The 16,907-nt window shown below is 65.2% G+C and carries 18 protein-coding genes; 13 read left to right on the top strand and 5 right to left on the bottom strand.

Annotated elements, in window-relative coordinates; genetic code table 11:
- From HUK82_RS08890 to HUK82_RS08880, 3 genes are all read left to right on the top strand, one after another.
- Nucleotides 1–361 (top strand): transketolase C-terminal domain-containing protein (locus tag HUK82_RS08890; RefSeq protein WP_305144403.1); only part of this gene is annotated, 361 nt, incomplete at its 5' end.
- 1 nt (nt 362) lies between these two features.
- Nucleotides 363–1,103, top strand: coding sequence for a TlyA family RNA methyltransferase (locus tag HUK82_RS08885; protein ID WP_176613633.1), 741 nt, complete (start codon nt 363–365; stop codon nt 1,101–1,103).
- Between the two features lie 129 nt (nt 1,104–1,232).
- Nucleotides 1,233–2,291, top strand: a complete 1,059-nt coding sequence (locus tag HUK82_RS08880; RefSeq protein WP_176613632.1) for an L-idonate 5-dehydrogenase — start codon at nt 1,233–1,235, stop codon at nt 2,289–2,291.
- A 42-nt stretch (nt 2,292–2,333) separates the two neighbouring features.
- Here the strand turns inward: HUK82_RS08880 and HUK82_RS08875 are convergent, their stop codons facing one another.
- Nucleotides 2,334–3,707 (bottom strand): DUF2252 domain-containing protein, encoded by a 1,374-nt coding sequence (locus tag HUK82_RS08875; RefSeq protein WP_176613631.1) that lies wholly within the window; start codon nt 3,705–3,707, stop codon nt 2,334–2,336.
- Between the two features lie 46 nt (nt 3,708–3,753).
- Nucleotides 3,754–3,909, bottom strand: coding sequence for a hypothetical protein (locus HUK82_RS08870; protein ID WP_176613630.1), 156 nt, complete (start codon nt 3,907–3,909; stop codon nt 3,754–3,756).
- A 220-nt stretch (nt 3,910–4,129) separates the two neighbouring features.
- Between HUK82_RS08870 and rlmN the strand changes: the two genes are divergently transcribed.
- From rlmN to HUK82_RS08840, 6 genes are all read left to right on the top strand, one after another.
- Nucleotides 4,130–5,353, top strand: coding sequence for a 23S rRNA (adenine(2503)-C(2))-methyltransferase RlmN (rlmN, locus tag HUK82_RS08865; protein WP_176613629.1), 1,224 nt, complete (start codon nt 4,130–4,132; stop codon nt 5,351–5,353).
- Nucleotides 5,354–5,464: 111 nt separating this feature from the next.
- The gene (locus HUK82_RS08860) at nt 5,465–6,694 is read left to right on the top strand and encodes an argininosuccinate synthase (RefSeq protein WP_176613628.1); all 1,230 of its coding nucleotides are present in this window, start codon (nt 5,465–5,467) and stop codon (nt 6,692–6,694) included.
- A gap of 78 nt (nt 6,695–6,772) precedes the next feature.
- Nucleotides 6,773–7,243, top strand: coding sequence for an FKBP-type peptidyl-prolyl cis-trans isomerase (locus HUK82_RS08855; protein WP_176613627.1), 471 nt, complete (start codon nt 6,773–6,775; stop codon nt 7,241–7,243).
- Nucleotides 7,244–7,248: 5 nt separating this feature from the next.
- Nucleotides 7,249–7,710: a c-type cytochrome gene (locus HUK82_RS08850; protein WP_176613626.1), complete on the top strand. Its 462-nt coding sequence runs from the start codon at nt 7,249–7,251 to the stop codon at nt 7,708–7,710.
- Nucleotides 7,711–7,755: 45 nt separating this feature from the next.
- Complete coding sequence (gene trpS, locus HUK82_RS08845; protein WP_176613625.1) at nt 7,756–8,751, top strand: tryptophan--tRNA ligase; 996 nt, start codon at nt 7,756–7,758, stop codon at nt 8,749–8,751.
- A gap of 19 nt (nt 8,752–8,770) precedes the next feature.
- Nucleotides 8,771–9,187 (top strand): secondary thiamine-phosphate synthase enzyme YjbQ, encoded by a 417-nt coding sequence (locus HUK82_RS08840; RefSeq protein ID WP_176613624.1) that lies wholly within the window; start codon nt 8,771–8,773, stop codon nt 9,185–9,187.
- A gap of 26 nt (nt 9,188–9,213) precedes the next feature.
- Here HUK82_RS08840 and HUK82_RS08835 read toward each other — a convergent pair whose 3' ends face one another.
- Nucleotides 9,214–10,050, bottom strand: a complete 837-nt coding sequence (locus HUK82_RS08835; RefSeq protein ID WP_176613623.1) for a ribonuclease T2 family protein — start codon at nt 10,048–10,050, stop codon at nt 9,214–9,216.
- Nucleotides 10,051–10,219: 169 nt separating this feature from the next.
- On the opposite strand from HUK82_RS08835, the gene HUK82_RS08830 reads away from it, so the two are divergent.
- The 3 genes from HUK82_RS08830 (at nt 10,220) to HUK82_RS08820 (ending at nt 12,671) form a co-directional block, all read left to right on the top strand.
- On the top strand, nt 10,220–11,095 hold the full coding sequence (locus HUK82_RS08830; protein ID WP_176613622.1) for a bestrophin family protein: 876 nt from the start codon (nt 10,220–10,222) through the stop codon (nt 11,093–11,095).
- A gap of 55 nt (nt 11,096–11,150) precedes the next feature.
- Nucleotides 11,151–11,741, top strand: a complete 591-nt coding sequence (locus HUK82_RS08825) for a CarD family transcriptional regulator (RefSeq protein WP_176613621.1) — start codon at nt 11,151–11,153, stop codon at nt 11,739–11,741.
- A 138-nt stretch (nt 11,742–11,879) separates the two neighbouring features.
- Nucleotides 11,880–12,671 (top strand): glucose 1-dehydrogenase, encoded by a 792-nt coding sequence (locus HUK82_RS08820; RefSeq protein ID WP_176613620.1) that lies wholly within the window; start codon nt 11,880–11,882, stop codon nt 12,669–12,671.
- Nucleotides 12,672–12,684: 13 nt separating this feature from the next.
- Here HUK82_RS08820 and HUK82_RS08815 read toward each other — a convergent pair whose 3' ends face one another.
- Nucleotides 12,685–13,671, bottom strand: a complete 987-nt coding sequence (locus tag HUK82_RS08815; protein WP_176613619.1) for a sterol desaturase family protein — start codon at nt 13,669–13,671, stop codon at nt 12,685–12,687.
- 242 nt (nt 13,672–13,913) lie between these two features.
- Between HUK82_RS08815 and HUK82_RS08810 the strand changes: the two genes are divergently transcribed.
- Nucleotides 13,914–15,506, top strand: a complete 1,593-nt coding sequence (locus HUK82_RS08810) for a tetratricopeptide repeat protein (protein ID WP_176613618.1) — start codon at nt 13,914–13,916, stop codon at nt 15,504–15,506.
- A 16-nt stretch (nt 15,507–15,522) separates the two neighbouring features.
- Here HUK82_RS08810 and HUK82_RS08805 read toward each other — a convergent pair.
- Nucleotides 15,523–16,907 (bottom strand): translocation/assembly module TamB domain-containing protein (locus HUK82_RS08805; protein WP_176613617.1); only part of this gene is annotated, 1,385 nt, incomplete at its 5' end.

Genomic DNA, 16,907 nt, shown 5'->3' with positions numbered 1-16,907 from the left:
CGAGGCGCTCAAGGCCGCCGACCAGCTCGCCGCGCGCGGCCTGGCGCCCACCGTCGTCGACGCCCGCTTCGCCAAGCCGCTCGACACCGCCCTGATCGACCAGCTCGCCCGCAACCACGCCGTGCTGATCACCCTCGAGGAAGGCGCCGAGGGCGGTTTCGGCGCCTACGTCATGCACCACCTCGCCCGCACCGGACTGCTCGACCGCGTCCGCTTCCGACCCATGACACTCCCAGACACCTTCATCGACCACAACACGCCCGACGAACAATACAACCAGGCCGGCCTCAATGCCGCCCATATCGTCGCAACTGCGGTCTCGGCGCTGGGCGCGGCCGGGGGTTCGCGGCAGAGCGCCTGATATGGCCAGGCAACGTGCCGACCAGATGCTGGTCGAGCGCGGGCTGGTCGAAACCCGCTCGCGCGCTCAGGCCCTTATCATGGCGGGCGTTGTCTATAACGGCGACCGTCAGGTGGCCAAGGCCGGCGACCTTCTGCCAGAAGACGCGCACCTGATCCTCAAGGGACAGGACCATCCCTGGGTGTCGCGCGGGGGGCTCAAGCTGGCTCACGGGCTGGAGACATTCGGCTTTGACCCGTCGGGGCGGACCGCCATCGACGTCGGCGCGTCTACGGGCGGCTTTACCGACGTCCTGCTGACCCGCGGCGCGGCCAGGGTTTATGCCGTCGATGTCGGGCACGGCCAGCTTGCATGGAAGTTGCGCAGTGACTCACGCGTCGTCGTGATGGAAAAATGCAACGCGCGAACCCTGTCGGCGGCGTTGATCCCGGAGGCTCCAGGATGTGTCGTCTGTGACGCGAGCTTTATCGGACTACGAACGGTTCTGCCGGCCGCGCTGGCACTCTGTGCTCCCGGCGCCTGGGCGATCGCGCTGATCAAGCCGCAGTTCGAGGCCGGGCGCGAGCATGTCGGCGCGAAAGGCGTCGTACGCGATGCCTCCGTCCATGAGGCCGTGTGTGCCGCCATCACGACGTGGTGGTCGGACCTCCCCGGCTGGCGCGTCACGGGTGTGGAGCCAAGCCCGATCCTCGGCCCCGAAGGCAATCGGGAGTTTCTGATCGGTGCCCTGTACGAGGGTTGACCGGCCGGCCTTGAACCAAGGTTCACGCCACTATGACGACCCTCCCCGTTTACAGCCGACAGCAACACGCGCTTTCCTGACCCGTAAAGGGACGCGAGATCCCGCATCACCAAGGGGAAGGAACGGAGTATGACGCTGATCGATGAGGCCGGTGCCGACACGTTGGATGGAAAGGCACTCGTCATTCATGCCGCCCACGATGTGCGTCTGACGCCGATCACCACCGACGCCCCGGGGCCGGGCGAGATCCGGATCACGCTGGCCTGGGGCGGGCTTTGCGGGTCCGATCTGCACTATTTTCAGCATGGCGGCGTCGGAGCTTCGGTCCTGCGTGAGCCGATGATTCTCGGCCATGAGGTCTCCGGCACGATCGATCGCCTCGGCGCCGGTGTGGGCGGGTTCCACCCCGGGCAGGACGTCGCCATTCACCCCGCGCGCCCGTGCGGCGAGTGCCCGGAATGCCGGCGCGGGCTTCGCCATCTCTGCCGCTCGACCCGCTTTTTCGGCAGCGCCGCGTTCCTGCCGCATACCGATGGTGGCTTCCGCACGTCGATGATCGTGCGCGCCGAACAGGTGCGCGCCTTGCCGCCAGGCCTTGATGTGCGCCGCGCGGCACTTGCCGAACCCCTGGCTGTCGCCCTGCATGCCATAGCCCGCGCCGGCGACGTGCGAGGGCGGAGCGTGCTGGTGCAGGGCGCCGGACCGATCGGGGCCCTGGTGGTCGCCGGGCTGTCAGACCACGGTGCGGGACGGATTGTCGCCACGGACTTGCAGGACTTTCCCCTGTCACTGGCATCGAAACTAGGCGCGCACGCAACATGGAACGCGCGCGACGAGCCACCGGACGAGGAATTCGATGTGGTGTTCGAGGCTACAGGCGTCGCCGCAGCCCTTCCGAATGCCGTAGCGCGCACACGGCGCGGGGGAATTCTGGTTCAGGTCGGGATGTTCCCCCCGGGTCTGGTGGAAACCCCCCTGGCGCAGATCATCAGCCGCGAACTCGATTTCCGTGGCACGCTTCGCTTCGACACGGAGTTTGACGACGCGCTGCTGTTGCTGGCGAAACGGCCGGAGATCGCGGATATTCTGGTTACGCACCAGATGACGCTCGACGAGCATCAGGATGCCTTTGCGATCGGCGCGGACCGTCGTCAGGCGGCAAAGGTGCTGCTCGATCTGCACACGTGACGGGAACGGGCCCGAAGCCCTCCCCGGCCCCGCCACGAGCTCTCAGGCCAGTACGCCGTTGTCCAGCGCGGCACAGAACACCGTCCAGTCTTCGTGCGTCTGTCGGGCATAGCGCAGCGCGAACTCGGCTATGGCGTACGAGAACCGGCGCCCACGGCCTGTGTAGCCACTGATCAGGGCGGCATCGCCCGAGCGCGCGTGTGCCCGCGCCAGGGTGCGTCCACACAGTTGGGCATAGTTGCGAAGGCCTTCGGCTTCCATCATCTCGCCGATCTGCGCCATCCGGCCGTCTTTCATCCGCCGGACGTAGAAATGGCGTGCCTGTTGTCCGGCCTGATCGGGCTCGTGCGTCCAGCCGAGAAACATATCCGGCGTGGCTTGCATGATCCGCTGCCCGGTCACCACGCGTTCGCCACCGTTGGCGTAAGGCGACGGCCCGGCAAAGGGTTCGAGGACCGAGGCGCTGGCCTCCTTGATCTGAAGAAGCAGTGGCTGGCCGTCCGCCGTGGTGAACAGGCCGATCGCGCAATACGTGCCGACGCTGCCTACGCCGACGACCTTGAAGATAACGTCGCGCAGCGCATATCGCTCCAGCAGCAGGCGACGCTCCGCCGGCAGGCTTTCGAGATAACGGGCAAAGGCGGTTCGTATGCGCGTGTCATGCTCGGGCAGACGCATGACCAGGGGCGGGCGGTCGCGGAACCGGGGAACGCGCATGTCCGTGCCCAGCAGACCGAACTGCGACGCCGCGCTCTGCACCTGTTGCTGGAGGTGATCGCGCACCCGGGCCCGGCGACGCGGGGGCCGTATGGTCTCGATCGCGGCGCCCAGATCCGACCGGACGGACCAGCCGGCCAGCGGCGCCTGCCACGCCAGGACGCGCATCTCCCGCGCATAATGCCGTGCGGCACACGCCGCGAGATAGCGTGCCTCCCCTGTCGTGGCGCCCCGTTCGCGTGCCGCCAGCACGAAGCTGGTCGCGAGCCTTTTCACGTCCCACTCGAAAGGCGCGGCCGCTGTCTCGTCGAAGTCGTTAATGTCGAAGACCGGCGCGCCCTCGGGCGATGTAAAGGTGCCGAAATTGGCCAGATGGCAATCGCCGCAGGCCTGTACGCCCAGGCGTGCGGTAGGCGTACGCGCCACATCGGCCGCCATCACGGCGGCCGCCCCCCGCAGAAAAGCGAAGGCGGACGCGCGCATGCGCTGGTATCGAATGGGCAGGAGTTCAGGGATCCGTGCCCTGCCCTGCGCGCGCAGAATGTCGAGCGGCACCGTCCTGTCCGGTTGCACGGTCCACGCGCTCTGGTGGCGCCGCGCGACGTCTTTTCTGCGCTGCCGCCCGGCCTCGAGCCGCGTCTGGCGATCGTCGCGAGACTGCGAGAGCGCCTTCCCGTCATCCCCGACACGTGTTGACATCAGACAGGGCTCCCCGTGCCGGTTTCGCGCGACAGCCCCGACTGTCTCAGCGCGCGCGGCGTTCGTCCAGACCGCCCATCGCATCAAGGGCGGCGAGTTCGGACAGCAGGCGCCATAGAACCGACGGTTCCATCGGGGCGTCGTCATCGTGGATAAGATGATCGAAACGGGCGAGCTTGGTTTCGAATTCGTCGTTCGACATGATCGCACTCCCTTGCTTGTTGACCTTCCCTTCCTTGCCAGCAGGCATGGCGTCCTGATGACCGGAATGCGGTGAACATGGGGCATCGACCGGACGGTCCCGGCGGGTCCGCACAGTCTGTGGAGCCCGTTTTTACTTTCCTTTCCGGCACGCCGTTTGTTAGGGGAAGGCCCGGTATCGCCCCTGTCGCGGCCCAAACCATGGACATTCTGAACCCGTCATGACCCTTATTGCCGAGCGACCTGCCATCTCCGACCTGACCGAGGCCGAGCGCACGCGGATCCTGGCCAAGTCGGCCCTGTTCGCCCCGCCCCCGGCGGTGACGGCGGACGGACGTCGCGATCTGGTCGGGCTGACGCGCGAGGAACTGACCGAGGAGCTTCTTGCGATCGGGGAAAAGGCGTTCCGCATCAAGCAGCTCTGGCACTGGATCTATCATCAGGGCGCGACCGATTTCTCGCGTATGAGCTCGATCGCAAAGCCGCTGCAGGAAAAGCTGGCCGAACGCTTCGTCATCGGCCGCCCCGAGGCCGCGACGGTACAGACCTCGACCGACGAAACACGCAAATTCCTGTTTCGTTTTCGCGACGGCCAGGAAGCCGAGACCGTCTATATTCCCGACCGGCGCGAGGACCGGGGTGCGGTCTGCATCTCGTCGCAGGTCGGCTGCACCCTGTCCTGCACCTTCTGTCATACCGGTACGCAGAAGCTGGTGCGCAATCTGGGAGCGGCCGAAATCGTGGGCCAGTTCATGGGTGCGCGCGATTCCTACGGCGAATGGCCGAGTCCGCGTGGCGAGACGCCGCGGCTTCTGTCGACCATCGTGCTGATGGGCATGGGCGAGCCGCTGTATAATTACGAGAATGTCGCCCGCGCGATGCGGATCGTCATGGATGGCGAGGGGATCGGCCTGTCGCGCCGGCGCATCACGCTGTCGACGTCGGGCGTCGTGCCGATGATGGACCGGTGCGGCGAAGAATTGGGCATCAACCTTGCCATCTCGCTTCATGCGGTGACGAACGACTTGCGCGACGAGATCGTGCCGCTCAATCGCAAATACCCGATCGAGGACCTGCTGGCGGCCTGCCGCCGCTATCCGGCGGCCAGCAACGCCCGCCGGATCACGTTTGAATACATCATGTTGCGGGGCGTCAACGATTCGGAAGCCGAAGCACGCGAGCTTGTGCGCCTGATTTCGGGCATCCCGGCCAAGGTGAACCTCATTCCGTTCAACCCGTGGCCCGGCAGCGCCTACCGCCCCTCGACCCGGGAGCAGCTCAACCGTTTCGCGCAGATCGTCATGGATGCGGGCTTTGCCTCTCCCATCCGCATGCCGCGCGGCCGTGACATTCTGGCCGCATGCGGCCAGTTGCGCACCGAGAGCCGTCGCGCGCGCGCCGCACTGGCCGCGCACGATGCGGCGGACGACGTGCAGGGCGTCTGAACCCCGGCACAACGCATGGTCTGGCGAGCACGCGCCAGCGGTGCTAGGAGCCTGCGCTGACCCTGTCGTCACTGTCCCATATCCACCCCTCGCCGATCGGAGACCCGTTCCATGGCCGCCCGCGAAGTCAAGAAAGTCGTTCTCGCCTATTCCGGCGGTCTCGACACCTCGGTTATCCTGCGCTGGCTGCAGACCAACTATGGCTGCGAGGTCGTGACCTTCACCGCCGACCTGGGTCAGGGCGAGGAACTGGAGCCGGCGCGCAGGAAGGCCGAGATGTTCGGCGTGAAGGAAATCTTCGTCGAGGACCTGCGCGAGACGTTCGTCAAGGACTTCGTCTTTCCGATGTTCCGCGCCAACACGCTGTACGAGGGCCAGTACCTGCTGGGCACGTCGATCGCCCGTCCGCTGATCGCCCAGCGCCAGATTGAAATCGCCGAGCAGGTTGGCGCCGACGCCGTCGCCCATGGTGCGACCGGCAAGGGCAACGACCAGGTCCGGTTCGAACTCGCCTACTACGCGTTGAAGCCCGACGTGACGGTGATCGCGCCGTGGCGGGAATGGGACCTGACGTCGCGCACGCGCCTGCTGGCCTTCGCCGAGGAACACCAGATCCCCATCGCCAAGGACAAGCGCGGCGAGGCCCCGTTCTCGGTGGACGCGAACCTTCTGCATTCGTCCTCCGAAGGCAAGCTGCTGGAAGACCCGGCGGTTGAGCCGGACGAGATCGTGTTCCAGCGCACCATCGCGCCCGAGGCCGCGCCGGACGTCGCGACCGAGATCGCGATCGATTTCGTATCGGGCGACCCGGTGGCCATCAACGGCGTCGCGATGTCGCCCGCGACGCTGCTGACGCGCCTGAACGAGCTCGGCCGCGCCAATGGGATCGGGCGCCTCGATCTCGTGGAGAATCGCTTCGTCGGCATGAAGTCGCGCGGCGTTTACGAGACCCCGGGCGGCACCATCCTGCTGCAGGCGCACCGTTCGATGGAGACGATCACGCTGGACCGCGAGGCCGGACACCTGAAGGACAGCATCATGCCCCGCTATGCGGAGCTGATCTATAACGGGTTCTGGTTCTCGCCCGAGCGTCGCATGCTTCAGGCCCTGATCGACACCAGCCAGCAGTCCGTCACCGGTCGCGTTCGTCTCAAGCTCTACAAGGGCAACGTGGTCTGCGTCGGCCGCGAGAGCCCCAACAGCCTCTACGATACCCGCGTTGTGACCTTCGAGGATGACGAAGGGGCCTATAATCAGGTCGATGCGCAGGGCTTCATCAAGCTCAACGCACTGCGCCTGCGTCTCGGTGGCCAGATCGGGCGGCGCGGCGGCGCCCTGTGACATCCCGGGCGGGGCGCGCGGTTTCGTGACCGTGACGCACCGCCTTTCCGCCTTAATGCCACGCCACGAAGGGACATCATGACTCGTCCGGCCCTCCTGTCTCTCGCCCTGCTGACCTCCCTCTCGCTGAGTGCCTGCGGCGGCCATCCGGACGAGCCGGAACTGACCCCGGCCCAGCAGTTCGCCAAGGAGCGTTCGGAGCCCGGCGTCAAGGTCCTGCCCGACGGGCTCGCTTACAAGGTTTTGAAGTCCGGGCCAACCGACGGTGCGCAGCCGCATCCCGGCGGCACCATGCTGGTTATTTACGAGGGGCGCCTGCCGGACGGTTCGATCTTCGACAGCTCCGACCAGCACGGCAACGGCGCTTACATGCAGATGCCGCTGGACGGTCTTGTGAAGGGGTGGATGGAGGCGCTGCCGATGATGCATGTCGGTGACATCTGGATGCTGTATGTGCCGCCGGAACTCGGCTACGGCCACAAGGCGATGGGCATCATCCCCAAGGACAGCCCCCTGGTCTTCAGGATCCAGTTGCTCGGCGTCGAATAACGGACGTGCGCCGTCTTTCCGGGGCGTTGGCGGGCGCCCTGAGTCTTGTGGCGGTCAGCGCCTGCACGCCACGCGACAAGGGCCATGCCGCCTACGCGACCAACTGCGGCATCTGTCATCACGGCGGCGAAGGCATGCCGGGCGAGACGCCGCCCCTGCGTGGGCGACTGGACCGCATCGCCGCGACGGAGCTGGGGCGGCGCTATCTTCAGCATGTGCTTCTCAATGGTGTCAGCGGTCCGATACACGCCGGGGGCGAGCCTTACTCGGGCGAAATGCCGTCGTTCCGCCGTCTGGACGACCCGACGATCGCCGCCATCCTGACTTGGTTGTGCAGCCGGGGTGATTCGACGGTCGCGCCCGTGTTCACCGCGAACGATATCGCGCTGGCCCGCCGCGAGACCCTGTCTCCCGGCATGGTGTGGGACGAACGCGCGCACCTTGACAGGGTGACGCCGCTTCCCTGAAGAACCGGGTCTGCCCCTCCCCCTTGATGGATCGACGACAGCCCGATGCAACGTATCTTCTCTGGCATACAGCCCACCGGTGTCCCGCAGCTCGGCAATTATCTGGGCGCGATCCGCAACTGGGTACGGCTGCAGAACGATCACGAGTGCATCTTCAGTCTGGTAGACATGCACGCGATCACGATGTTTCAGGATCCGGCAACCCTGCGTGAGCAGACACGCGCCCAGACCGCCGTTCTCCTGGCCTCCGGCATCGATCCGAAGGCCCACATCCTGTTCAACCAGTCGCAGGTCAGCGCACACGCGCGACTGGGATGGATTTTCACCTGCGTCGTGCGGCTCGGCTGGCTCAATCGCATGACCCAGTTCAAGGACAAGGCCGGAAAGGACCGGGAGAACCATTCGGCTGGCCTATACACCTACCCGGCGCTGATGGCGGCGGATATCCTGGCCTACAAGGCGACGCGCGTGCCGGTCGGCGACGACCAGCGCCAGCATCTCGAACTGGCCAACGACATCGCCCAGAAGTTCAACCATGATTACGGCACGGATTTCTTCCCGCAGATCGAGGCCGTGATCCCGCCCGTGTCCGCCCGGGTCATGAGCCTGCGCGACGGCACGAAGAAGATGTCCAAGTCCGATCCCTCTGAGCAGAGCCGAATCGAAATGACCGATGATGCCGACGCGATCGCCCTGAAGCTGCGTCGCGCCAGGACCGACCCGGAACCTTTGCCGTCTGAAATCGCTGGTCTGGAGGGGCGCGCCGAAGCGCGCAATCTGGTCGGCATCTATGCGGCGCTGGCCGGCCTGTCGGCCGAAGAGGTGCTCGCCCGGCACGGCGGCGAGGGCTTCGGGCCGTTCAAGGCCGCGCTGACCGAGGTCGTCGTGGACACGGTCGCTCCCATCGCTGCGGAAACGCGTCGCCTGCTGGCCGATACCGCCCATCTCGATGCCATGCTTCGGGACGGCGCACGGCGCGCGGCCGCACTCGCGGACCCTATCGTGGCCGAGGCCGAGGCGCTGGTGGGGTTCATTCGATAAACCATACGGAGAGAGGTCCATGCGACAGGCGATCGAGACACTGACGATCCAGACCCGACGCAAGGGCCTCATTCCCATAACGGAGTCCGTCGCGGCTTTCGTGGCGGACAGTGACATCGAGACCGGGCTGCTGACCCTGTGGTGCCGCCATACCTCCGCGTCGCTGGTCGTGCAGGAAAACGCCGACCCCACGGTGCGAACCGACATCGAGCGGTATTTCGACGCTCTCGTCCCCGAGGACCACCCTTACATCCATGACTACGAGGGGCCGGACGACATGCCCGCACACCTGCGCACCGTGCTGACGCAGACGCAGATGTCCATCCCTGTCTCGGGCGGCCAGATGGTACTGGGCACCTGGCAGGGCCTGTATCTGTTCGAACATCGGCGTCACCCGCACCGGCGCTCGGTCGTCATGCATCTGATGGGCGAGTAACGCGACGCCGTCGCGACCGCAAAAACTCAGGCGGGCCAGTTGGGAATGACGAACCGTGCGGGGCAGTTGTCCTGAGCCTCGGGTGGCGAGAGTGCGGCCTCGGCGTTTGGGAACAGCGCAAGCTTCGTCGGGGACACCGTAAGCCACAGTTGCGTCAGGATGGTTCGCCCGGCGGTGTCGCGTTCACAACGGAGTTGGAGCGCGCCTGCGGGCAGAGGCGTCGCTCCTCGCACGTGTGGATCCGCGGCAAATGCCGACAGGACGGCGTCATGTGCCACGTCCTGCCCGGCCTGACGCTGCAACCACTGACCGAACGCCGAGTCCGCCAGTCGGCTTCGTAGCGACAGGGCGGTGCGGAAGAACGTATCGGGCGCGAACCCGAAGCAGCGTGCATGCTTGACGTATTCATGCGCAGTCAGTGACGACGCCAGTCGCGGCACGACACGGTCGAGCGCATCCCGTGTCTGCGCGGTCACGGGCGGATCGACCGGCGTCTCGTCGGTTCCGGGGGCATCGAACAGGGCGCAGCCCTTCGCCCACCATGTCGGGGCCGGTACATGGTCGCGGATCAGGCTTTGCGGACGAGACGCCCACAGACCGTGCAGCCCGATGAGCGGTGCGCGCGGCTGGCCGGCGACGCAGCCGGGCACGGTCGCGCAGAACCCGGGTTGCCAGGTCAGGGCCAGTGTATAGTGCCTGAAATCTCCATGCGCCGTGGCAACCGGCGTCGGCGCAGCCACAGGTTCAGGCTGTGCGCATCCCGCGATCGCCGACAGGACGACGGCGCACCACAGTGCCGTCGTCCCGCGCCGCAATCCGGCGGAGAGACGGCGAAAAACGAGGTGTTGCAACGGGTACGTCATGCAAAAATCCATGGGTAACGGGTATGTTTGTCCGAAGCCTGACAAATCGTGGCTGGTGGCCACAATCGTGCGCCGTGCGATTGCCACGCAAGCCTGCCTCATGCGTTAGCTGTTGTCATCGCTAGAAAAACCCGTCCGCGTGGACGGTGAATGCAGGGAGAGCCGCCGTATGATCGTGGACCGCCGGAAAGGGGTCGCTATTCTCGTCCGGGAAAGTGCGCTGCCGCTGCTGCTTCTGGCGGCATGGGATTTCGTCGTCGTCATTCTGTTTCAGGTCTATCATCAGGAATGGATGGAGCAGCCCACCCTGCCCCTGTCGCTGATCGGCTCGGCACTGGTGCTCTATCTCAACGTTCGCAACACCGCGGCCTATAACCGCTGGTGGGAGGGGCGCACGCTGTGGGGGGCGATCACCAACAATTCGCGCTCGTTCGGGCGTCAGGCCTCGACGTTGTTGAGGGAGCGTCCGGATCTCGCCTGCGCCATGGCGGCCTATCCGCATGCCCTGCGCGGGGCCCTGGGCCGCGTGGATGTGTCGGAGGACCTCCGGCGGCTGCTGACCCCTGCCATGTATGAGGCCGTCATGGCCAAGACGAACCGTCCCAATGCCGTGCTGTACCAGATCGGCTACGGAGTGACCGAGGAAGTGACCAGGCGCGGCATCGATGGCGCGGTGCATGGTCAGATCGATCGTATCCTGTCGGACCTGGCCAACGCGCAAGGCGGCCTGGAGCGGATTCGCAACACGCCACTGCCGATCCAGTTTTCGACCGTCCCGCGTCTGCTGGTGCATGTGTTCTGTCTGGTTCTGCCGCTGTCGATGGTCCAGACGCTGGGGTGGATCACCCCGCTGGGGTCGTCGCTGGTCGGGCTGCTCTTCGTCGGGCTGGACAAGGTCGGCAGCGATCTGGAAGAGCCGTTCAATTCCACCCCTCACGGCTTGCCGATGCGCACCATGTGCCGGACGATCGAAATCGATCTGCTTCAGGGTGCGGGCGTTCCTGCCGAAGGGCCGCTTGCTCCGGTCAAGGGGGTCGCGCCCTGAGCGCCGGGCGCGATCGAACGAGACATTTGCGGGTAATTCTGTTATAGCCTCCGTCATGAATACCTTTCGGACGGGCCCCAAGGGGGGCATGACAGACGCGATGGCCCGCACGGCTGCCGCAGCGACGGCAGCTCAGGCGAAGGTCAAGGAAAAGGATGACGACCCCTTCCGCGAAGGCGACGCGATTGTCTATGCCGCCCACGGCGTCGGTCGGGTGGACCGGATCGGTGTCGACGAGATCGCCGGCACGCAGCTGGAAGTCATCCAGATCTCCTTCCCCGGCAACCAGATGACGTTGCGCATTCCTCTGTCGAAGGCGCGCCGGTCCGGCCTGCGCAAGATCGTCTCGCGCGAGATCGTCGACAAGGCGATGACGATCATCAAGGGCAAGCCGCATGTGTCCAAGGGCATGTGGGCCCGCCGCGCCGTGGCGTATCAGGAAAAGATCAACTCCGGTGATCTGGTGCAGATCGCCGAGGTTCTGCGCGACCTGCGCCGCAATGTGGACAGCCTCGACGGCAGCTTCAGCGAGCGCAAGTTGTTTGAGGCGGCGCAGGAGCGTTTCGTGGCCGAGGTCGCGGTCCTTGAGAACAAGGAACCGACCGAGGTGCTCGAGGCCCTGACGGCCACCATGAAGGCAGCCTGATCGGTCGCCATCCTGAGACCGTATGACCGGCTGATAAAGCCGGTTATGCGACGCTGCTGGCAAGCGTCAACCGACATCCCTTCGGCGCGTTGCAGTGTGAGAGACACCTTAATCTTTCATGCGAAGGCTGCACTTACGATGTCCATCACCCTTCCCAGTCGCTTCGGCGGTCGCCGCGCGTTCGTTACAGGATCGTCGCAGGGCATCGGGCTTGCCACGGCTCAGTTGTTCGCCCGCGAAGGCGCCCGGGTCGCGGTCAATGGACATCGGCCCGAGGCGCTGGAAGACGCACTGACATCACTGCCCGGCGGCCCGCATGTGGCCCTGCCCGGCGATATTAGTGCGGAGGACAGCGTTGCGGCGATGTTCCGGACGCTTCAGGACGCGTTCGGCGGCCTGGACATTCTGGTCTGCAACGCCGGTATCCAGACCGAGGAGCCGTCGGACTCCCTGACCCTCGACGCCTTCACTCGCGTCATGGCGGTCAACGTCACGGGCGTGGTCCTGTGCGCGCGCGCCGCGCTGCACCAGTGGCGTGCGGAGGGCCGATCCGGCACCATCGTGATCAACAGTTCCGTTCATCAGATTATCCCCAAGCCCGGCTATCTCGGATATTCGGCCAGCAAGGGCGCGGTCGGCAACATCGTCCGGACGTTGGCACTGGAGTTCGCGCGCCATGGCATTCGTGTGAACGGCGTGGCTCCCGGCGCCATCGAAACGCCGATGAACGACGCCTGGACCTCTGACCCCGCCAAGCGCGAGGCCGTGTGCCGCCACATTCCGATGCACCGTCCCGGTACGTCGGACGAGATCGCGGAGGCTATCGCGTTTCTCGCCTCTGACGCCGCTTCTTATGTGACGGGCCAGACGCTATATGTCGACGGCGGTCTGACGCTCTATAACGACTTCGCCGAGAACTGGGCGAGCTGACGGACGAGACCCGTCAGGTGTTCGGGCTCGCTGTGGAAACGGACGGTTTTGCCGGAGTGGTCGTATGACCCCAGCGGCGGAATGCCAGACGCGCGCTCAATCTCAATCCGGCACGCTGCTGCGCCCACCAGCCGCCATCAATCATGGCGCGGTCGGCACGCGGGTCGCCGGTCTCGACGACGTCATGCGAGAAGTCGGCGGTGCGGAACAACATGTCCCACCATGGGAACACCGCGCCGAAATTGCATGAGCGGCGGCCGGCGGCCTTGTGTCCGTGATGGACGCGATGAAACTGTGGCGATACCAAAAGCCTCTCGCCCAGCCAGCCGAAGCCGACACGCGTATTGGCGTGCGATAGGCCTTCGACAAACCGGAGCATCAGCATCAGCAGCGGAAACTGAAGCGGCGGCACGCCGATCAGCAAGCCAATGATGACGGCCCACAGATAGGTGATCGTATCGTCGAGCAGATGATTGCGGTCATCCGACCAGAACGTCATTTTTTCCTGGGCGTGATGAATGGCGTGCAGGCCGTACCACCATCCGAAGATGTGCGAAAAGCGATGACGCCAGTAGTCGGCAAAATCGAGCAGGAACGCATACAAGAAAAATGTGATGACCGGGTGGTCAATCAGCATGGGAAACGTGGTCTCAAGCGTCGGCGGGATATAGCCGCGGTCGGTCAGGACACCGCTGAGCCATGTCTGGGCCTGATAAAACAGGAAGAACGTCACCAGCGGAAACAGTCCGATGCGCGCGATCAGCGTATAGAGAATATCAGTCCCGACCGCTTCGCGCGTCGGCCATTTCTGGAGCGGCCAGAAACGTTCGAGCGGCATGCAGACGCTCAGATTGAGGCCGACCTGAAGTACACCGTAAATTGCGAACATCGCCCACAGGAACGACGTATCTTCCCACTCCATCCACCCGAAGTGATAGAGGACCGGTATGAGCCAGTGTTCCTGAATCCAGCCTGCAAGCCAGGAGAAGGGGTCGATCATCGTCAGTGTGTCCGTGCAGCGGCGTGTCAACCTGCATTATGAGCCTCGTGCCACAGGGCATCAAGCAACGCGCGCCGGAGCTGATGTGTTGTCTCGTCACGGATCGGTCACTACAAACAAACCCAACTGCTTACGGACAGAGAAGTATGTTTGTTATTTAAAAACATCACAAAATCTAAAGACGCTATGCTCGCAAACACCGATGGATTTATCGCGATGATCCGTCGCCCCTGGAAACACCTATGACGTCACGACCGAACGAGGCAGCGCTCTCCCGTGCATCGCTGGAAGTATCCGCGGGGAACTTCAGCGCCGTTCATGCCCTTCTCGCCCCGTTTTACGGTGATGGCGACGTCACGATCGATCGTCTGGCGTTGCTGGTGCTCAGCGGCCTCGGCGATGTCGAACAGGCCGCCCAGTTGGCGGTACGTCTGGCGGATGCCGCGCCGGACCAGGTTCATCCGGGCCACTCCCTGATCGAGACGATGGGCGCACTCGACAGGCGACCGGCCGCCGAGGCCGTGCTGCGCCGCGTGGTAGAGCTGTCGCCCCATGATCCCAGGGGGCTGGAGGCGTTGGCAACCGTTCTGGTTCAGACGGGCCGCTTCGAGGAGGCGTTGCATCTGCAACAGTCTGCCCTGGCCAGGAATCCTCACAACCAGAACGTGCAGCTCGTGCTGGCGTCCATGCTGTCCGAAAGCGGCCGCTACGACGAGGCCATCGCAATCCTGAAACGCCTTTGCGACCGCTATCCCAACAATATCGCCGCCCACGCGAATCTGGCCTGCCTGTACACGGCTGTCGGTGCGATGGATGACGCACTGGCAATCTATCGTGTCGTCCTGCCGATGGCACCGCAGGATCCGCGCATTCGCCTGAACCACTCCATCGGACTTCTGAAGGCCGGTCGTTTTGCGCAGGGCTGGTCGGAGCACGAATGGCGGTTGCAGCTTCCGGGCCATACGACGCTGCCCCGTGCGACACTGCTGCCCAATGTTACGGCGAGCCTGGATCTGGCCGCAAAGCGGGTGTTGGTCACGCACGAGGAGGGGCTGGGCGACACGCTGATGTATCTGCGGTACGTGCCCGAGCTAGCACGACGTGGCGCTGTGGTGACGGTAATGGTCCCGCCCGCCCTCCAGAAGCTCGCGGAGCGGGTGGACGGCGTGGCGCGCGTCTGGACGGAGTCTGACGCGCCTGATTTCGACTACCACTGTCCGTTCATCAGCCTGCCCCGGGCTCTGGCCGTGACCGGGCGGCCGCTTGGCGATCCTGTCCCATATCTACGCGCCGACCCCGCTCTGGTCGCCACGTGGGAGAAGCGGCTGTCGGTGCTCGATGGGCTTCGCGTTGGCCTCGTATGGAGTGGCGCGCCACGCCCGACGCAGACCATTCCGCACATGATCGATCGCAAGCGTTCTATTCCTCTGGAGACCCTGCGCCCGCTGAGCGGTCTTCCGGGCATCGACCTCGTCAGCCTTCAGCTGGGACCGCCGCGCGACCAGATCGCGGCCTTGGAGAAGGGCTTCACGCTGCTCGACCCCATGGACGATGTGAACGACATGAACGACACGGCCGCGCTGATGATGGCGCTGGACCTTGTCGTCTCGGTCGATACGTCGAGCGTTCATCTTGCCGGGGGGTTGGGGTTACCGGTGCTGATGCTGGACCGGCTCGACCATTGCTGGCGTTGGCCGGTGGGCCAGCGGGACAGCCAGTGGTACCCCCATATGGAGATTTTCCGCCAGACGAGACTGTTCGACTGGAAGCCGGTCGTCCGGCGTGTGTGCGAGCGCGTGCGCGCGATCGAATCCTCCTCGGCCGCGCCGATCTGACCGTCCCTGCCCGCACTCAATAATCGAACTGGTACAACAGGCCGACACTGCTGCCGGGGTCGTTTTCGGGAGTGGTGAAGCCGGTGACATTCCCACCGGTCCCGACGGTGGTGTTGAGCTTGAGTCGCTTGGTCAGATCGACCTGAACCTGCGCCTGCGTCCCCGAGCCCGACGTCGCCTGCTTAGCCCCGACATACACCCCCCGCATCACGTATTTACCCGCTTCGAGGGACGCACCGCCGTTCCCCACGCCGGACCCGCCGCCGAGCTGGAGGCGGTCGAGGCCCAGAGACTTTCGCACCGTGCCTAACGGGTCGAACGACGAGCCACCGGCCAGGGAGGCCAGTGCCGCACCGACCTCGGCCAGTTCGGTGGTCGACAGGTCTTGGGCCGACTTGCCGAACAGCAGCAACGCAAGCACCTGATCCTGAGGCAGCGACGGAATGGACGAGAACGTGATCTTCGGGTCGCTGGCATACCCCCCGACCGACAGGCGCGCGGTGGTACCGCTGACGTTGCGATCGGCCTGAAAATCAAGCGTCGGGTCCAGTTTGTGCGCGACGCCGCTGCCATTGAACGCCACGCGACCATGCGTGAAATTAAGATCGATCGCGGCCAGGTTGAAGTTACCGCGCCGCATGTCAAAACCACCCTCGACCACGGGTGCGGATGCCTCGCCGGTAACGTGCAGGTTGCCCGCCATCTCGGCATCCAGACCGTGGCCGCGCACGAAGAAGTGGCCGGGCGAGACGACATGCACGTCCAGTCCGACGACCATGCCACCCTGGCGTGTGGCCGAGACGGGCGCCGGCGGCTTGTCACCGGGCCGCACGACGTCGAGCGTCGCCACCGAGGCCGGCATGGCATTGGGAATGTTCACCTCAACCTCCGGCAGGGTGACGGAACCGCTGACGTCGATCCGCTGCGTGGCCATTCCCTTGATCGCCATGTCGGCGTTCATCGTGGCGGTGATCAGGTCGCTGCTGATCGGAGTGGCGTCGTGCGCCGTGAACGTCAGAGCGACGGGTATGCCAGGCTGGAACGCACCGACCGATCCCGCCAGCGCCAGGCCGCCCTTGCCGGCCTTCGCATCGAAGCGCTCGATCACGATACGGTCGCCCGCCGCGACGATCCCCGCCGTGATATCGGTCAGTCGGACACCCTGTGCGAAGTCCTGAACTTCGCCGCCCGTCAGGTCGACACGGCCTGTCGCGCGGGGTTGCGCGGCGGTTCCGGCAACGGCCATGGCGATCCGCAGCAGCCCTTTCGCCTCGCGCCCGGAGGCTCCCAGAATACCGTTGGCGAGCGACAGGTCCACGGAACCATCGGCCCGCACGGCCAGCGGGCCCTTCATGTCCGTCGGGACCGTGCCCCGCGCGGTCAGGCCGACCTTCGGGCCCG

The sequence above is a fragment of the Ameyamaea chiangmaiensis genome, assembly GCF_013376175.1.
Lineage (GTDB): Bacteria > Pseudomonadota > Alphaproteobacteria > Acetobacterales > Acetobacteraceae > Ameyamaea > Ameyamaea chiangmaiensis.
Note: the sequence above shows the minus strand (reverse complement) of the source record. Positions and strands in the feature narration are given on the sequence as shown.

Excerpts from the sequence above, each read along its gene's own strand:
- HUK82_RS08815 (WP_176613619.1), bottom strand. The coding sequence starts at position 13,671 with ATGATCGACCCCTTCTCCTGGCTTGCAGGCTGGATTCAGGAACACTGG.
- HUK82_RS08830 (WP_176613622.1), top strand. The coding sequence starts at position 10,220 with ATGATCGTGGACCGCCGGAAAGGGGTCGCTATTCTCGTCCGGGAAAGT.
- HUK82_RS08835 (WP_176613623.1), bottom strand. The coding sequence starts at position 10,050 with ATGACGTACCCGTTGCAACACCTCGTTTTTCGCCGTCTCTCCGCCGGA.
- rlmN (WP_176613629.1), top strand. The coding sequence starts at position 4,130 with ATGACCCTTATTGCCGAGCGACCTGCCATCTCCGACCTGACCGAGGCC.
- HUK82_RS08840 (WP_176613624.1), top strand. The coding sequence starts at position 8,771 with ATGCGACAGGCGATCGAGACACTGACGATCCAGACCCGACGCAAGGGC.
- HUK82_RS08860 (WP_176613628.1), top strand. The coding sequence starts at position 5,465 with ATGGCCGCCCGCGAAGTCAAGAAAGTCGTTCTCGCCTATTCCGGCGGT.
- HUK82_RS08855 (WP_176613627.1), top strand. The coding sequence starts at position 6,773 with ATGACTCGTCCGGCCCTCCTGTCTCTCGCCCTGCTGACCTCCCTCTCG.
- HUK82_RS08875 (WP_176613631.1), bottom strand. The coding sequence starts at position 3,707 with ATGTCAACACGTGTCGGGGATGACGGGAAGGCGCTCTCGCAGTCTCGC.
- HUK82_RS08880 (WP_176613632.1), top strand. The coding sequence starts at position 1,233 with ATGACGCTGATCGATGAGGCCGGTGCCGACACGTTGGATGGAAAGGCA.
- HUK82_RS08820 (WP_176613620.1), top strand. The coding sequence starts at position 11,880 with ATGTCCATCACCCTTCCCAGTCGCTTCGGCGGTCGCCGCGCGTTCGTT.
- HUK82_RS08810 (WP_176613618.1), top strand. The coding sequence starts at position 13,914 with ATGACGTCACGACCGAACGAGGCAGCGCTCTCCCGTGCATCGCTGGAA.
- HUK82_RS08870 (WP_176613630.1), bottom strand. The coding sequence starts at position 3,909 with ATGTCGAACGACGAATTCGAAACCAAGCTCGCCCGTTTCGATCATCTT.
- HUK82_RS08825 (WP_176613621.1), top strand. The coding sequence starts at position 11,151 with ATGAATACCTTTCGGACGGGCCCCAAGGGGGGCATGACAGACGCGATG.
- HUK82_RS08885 (WP_176613633.1), top strand. The coding sequence starts at position 363 with ATGGCCAGGCAACGTGCCGACCAGATGCTGGTCGAGCGCGGGCTGGTC.
- trpS (WP_176613625.1), top strand. The coding sequence starts at position 7,756 with ATGCAACGTATCTTCTCTGGCATACAGCCCACCGGTGTCCCGCAGCTC.